Here is a 3,353-nt window from a genome sequence, read left to right on the forward strand (position 1 = left end):
ATCTCGAACGCGCCCAGCGGTCCGTTCCAGACTAGCGTCGCGGCGTCGTCGATCGCGGCGTGGACGCGCGCGATCGACTGCGGACCGACGTCGAGGATCATGCCGTCGGCCGGGATCGCATCGAGCCCATAGGCATGCGAGGGCGCGTTGGCGGCGAAATGATAGGCAACGGTTGCGTCGACCGGCAGGATGATGGCGCAGTTGGCGGCGTCCGCCTTCTCCATGATGCGCAGCGCGGTGGCGGCGAGATCCTTCTCGGCCAGCGACTTGCCGACGCCGACGCCCTGGGCGTGCAGGAAGGTGTTGGCCATGCCGCCGCCGATCACAAGCGCATCGACCTTGCTGACGAGATTTTCGAGCAGGTCGATCTTGGTCGAGACCTTTGCGCCGCCGATGATGGCGATAACAGGCTTGGTCGGCGAGCCCAGTGCCTTCTCCAGCGCGACGAGCTCGGCCTGCATGGTGCGGCCGGCATAGGCGGGCAGCTTGTGGCCGAGGCCTTCGGTCGTGGCGTGGGCGCGGTGCGCCGCCGAGAACGCATCATTGACCCAGATATCACCGAGCTTTGCGAGCTCCGCGACGAAGGCGGGATCGTTCTTTTCCTCTTCTTTGTGGAAGCGGGTGTTTTCGAGACAGAGAATGTCGCCGTCGTTCAAGCTAGCTACCGCCTTGGCCGCGGGCTCACCGATGCAGTCGTCGGCGAAGGCGACGGGCTTCTTCACGACCTTCGACAGCGCCTCGGCAACCGGCTTGAGCGACTCCTTGGCATCGCGCCCCTTCGGCCGGCCGAAATGCGCGAGCAGGATGACCTTGCCGCCCTTGTCCGAGATTTCCGTGATGGTCGGCGCGACGCGCTCGAGCCGGGTCGTGTCGCTGACGCGGCCGTTGTCCATGGGCACGTTGAGATCGACGCGCAGCAACACGCGTTTGCCCTTCACGTCGACGTCGTCGAGGGTGCGGAATTTGTTGGTCATCGGACACTCTCTCTTGTCCCGGGCGCACTGCGGCGCAAAGCGCCGCTGTGCAGAACCGGGACCCACATTGCAGCGAGTCGCGGTGAAATGGGTCCCGGATCTGCGAAGCAGCGTTTCACGCTGCATCGCGTCCGGGACACGAGAGCGGAGTTAGATCACCTTCGCGATCGCAGCGGCGGTGTCCGCCATGCGGTTCGAGAAGCCCCACTCGTTGTCGTACCAGGACATCACGCGCACCAGCGTGCCGTTCTGCACCTTGGTCTGGTCCTCGTGGAAGGTTGAGGAGTGCGGGTCGTGGTTGAAGTCGATCGAGACGTTCGGCGCATTGGTGTAGCCGAGGATGCCCTTGAGCTGCTGCTCGGAGGCGCGCTTCATCGCCGCGTTGATTTCCTTGGCGTCGGTGGCGCGCTTGGCGACGATCTTGAGGTCGACGACCGAGACGTTCGGGGTCGGCACGCGGATCGCGACGCCGTCGAGCTTGCCCTTCAGCTCGGGCAGCACGAGGCCGATCGCCTTCGCCGCGCCGGTCGAGGTCGGGATCATCGACATCGCAGCCGCACGGCCACGGTAGAGATCCTTGTGCATCGTATCGAGCGTCGGCTGGTCGCCGGTATAGGCGTGGATCGTGGTCATGAAGCCGGTCTCGATGCCGACGAGGTCGTTCAGCACCTTGGCGACCGGCGCCAGGCAGTTGGTGGTGCAGGAGCCGTTCGAGATGACCAGATGATCCTTGGTCAGCGTGTCGTGGTTGACGCCGTAGACGATGGTGGCATCGGCGCCGTCGGCGGGCGCGGAGACCAGCACGCGCTTGGCGCCGGCGGTCAGATGCGCGGAAGCCTTGTCCTTCGAGGTGAAGATGCCGGTGCATTCCATCGCGATGTCGACGCCGAGATCCTTCCAGGGCAGCTTCGAGGGATCGCGCTCCGCGGTCACCTTGATCTTGCCGGTGCCGAGGTTGATCGAGTCGCCATCGACGGTCACGGTGCCGGGAAAACGGCCATGCACAGAGTCGAAGCGGAGCAGATGGGCGTTGGTCTCGACCGGACCGAGGTCGTTGATGCCGACGACTTCGATGTCCTTGCGGCCGGACTCGGCAATAGCCCGCAGGATGTTGCGGCCGATGCGGCCAAAACCGTTAATTCCAACGCGGACTGCCATGTTTCGTCTCCTTCAATGACCGTTGTCATCCCGCACAACGCGCTATGCGCGCCTGCGAGGGTTTTTTAGGGGCGGACGCCCGGTTCGGCCGGGCGGTGCTTGATCATATGAGAGATTACGTAGTCCTTTTTTGCGGCAAGCTCAACTCTCAGGAAACGCGTTTCAGCACAGCGTTAACCGCGGCCTCGGCAGTAATGCCGAAATGCTTGTAAAGCTCCTTGGCAGGACCGCTTTCGCCGAAGGAATGCATGCCGACAAATTCGCCATCCTGGCCGATCACGGCGTCCCAACCCCAACGCACGGCGGCCTCGATCGCAATCTTGACCGGCGCGTTGCCGATGATGGCTGCGCGCTTGGCCTCTGGTTGCGCTAACAACAGCTCGAGCGAGGGAACGGAGACCACCCGTGACGCGATGCCGCGCTCGGCGAGCTGCTTCTGGGCGGCGACCGCGATCTCGACCTCGGACCCGGAAGCAAACAACGTCGCCTTGGCTTCGCCTTGGGCTGCGACCAGCTCATAGGCGCCGGCCGCGCAGGGATTGTCGTTCGGCGCGGTGGTCCGCAACTGCGGCAAATTCTGGCGCGTCAGTGCCAGCACCGTCGGGCCGTCGATGCGGTTGAGCGCGAGCTCCCAGCACTCGGCGACCTCCATCGCGTCGCACGGACGGAACACGCGCATATTGGGAATGGCACGAAGCGCGGCGAGATGCTCGACGGGCTGATGGGTCGGACCGTCTTCGCCGAGGCCGATGGAATCATGGGTCATCACATAGACGACGCCGGAGCCCATCAGCGCGGCAAGGCGCATCGCGGGACGTGCGTAGTCGGTGAACACCAGGAAGGTCGCGCCGTTCGGTGCGAAGCCGCCGTGCAGGAAGATGCCGTTCATCGCGGCGGCCATGCCGTGCTCGCGGATGCCGTAATGGATGAAGCGGCCCTTCGGCGTCTTGGCCGAGAAGGCGGTTGCCGATTTCGCCTTGTTGTTGTTGGAGCCGGTGAGATCCGCCGAGCCGGCCAGGAATTCCATCGGCATGGCGGCGGCGATGACTTCGATCACCGCCTCCGAGGATTTGCGGGTTGCCGCGGTCATCGGCTTTTCCAGCAATTCCTTCTTGTATGCGCGCACCGCCTTTGCGAGCGAGGCCGGACGCTCATGGCGCAGGCGGCGCTCGAACTCGGCGCGCTTGCGGCTGCCGAGCTCGCCAAGCCGTGCTTCCCATT

3 protein-coding genes are annotated in these 3,353 nt (G+C 64.6%); all 3 read right to left on the bottom strand.

Going from position 1 to position 3,353, the window contains the following annotated elements:
* Positions 1-974, bottom strand: a 974-nt coding sequence (gene pgk, locus MOV75_RS31815) for a phosphoglycerate kinase (protein ID WP_247007300.1), incomplete at its 3' end; no start/stop codon positions are given.
* 150 nt (positions 975-1,124) lie between these two features.
* A complete protein-coding gene (gene gap, locus MOV75_RS31820) occupies positions 1,125-2,132 on the bottom strand; it encodes a type I glyceraldehyde-3-phosphate dehydrogenase (RefSeq protein ID WP_246931423.1) in 1,008 nt (335 codons plus the stop codon).
* 148 nt (positions 2,133-2,280) lie between these two features.
* Positions 2,281-3,353: transketolase C-terminal domain-containing protein (locus MOV75_RS31825; RefSeq protein WP_309486983.1), on the bottom strand; the 1,073-nt coding region annotated here is incomplete at its 5' end.

It is taken from the genome of Bradyrhizobium sp. PRIMUS42 (genome assembly GCF_023006515.1).
In the GTDB taxonomy this organism is placed as follows: Bacteria; Pseudomonadota; Alphaproteobacteria; order Rhizobiales; family Xanthobacteraceae; genus Bradyrhizobium.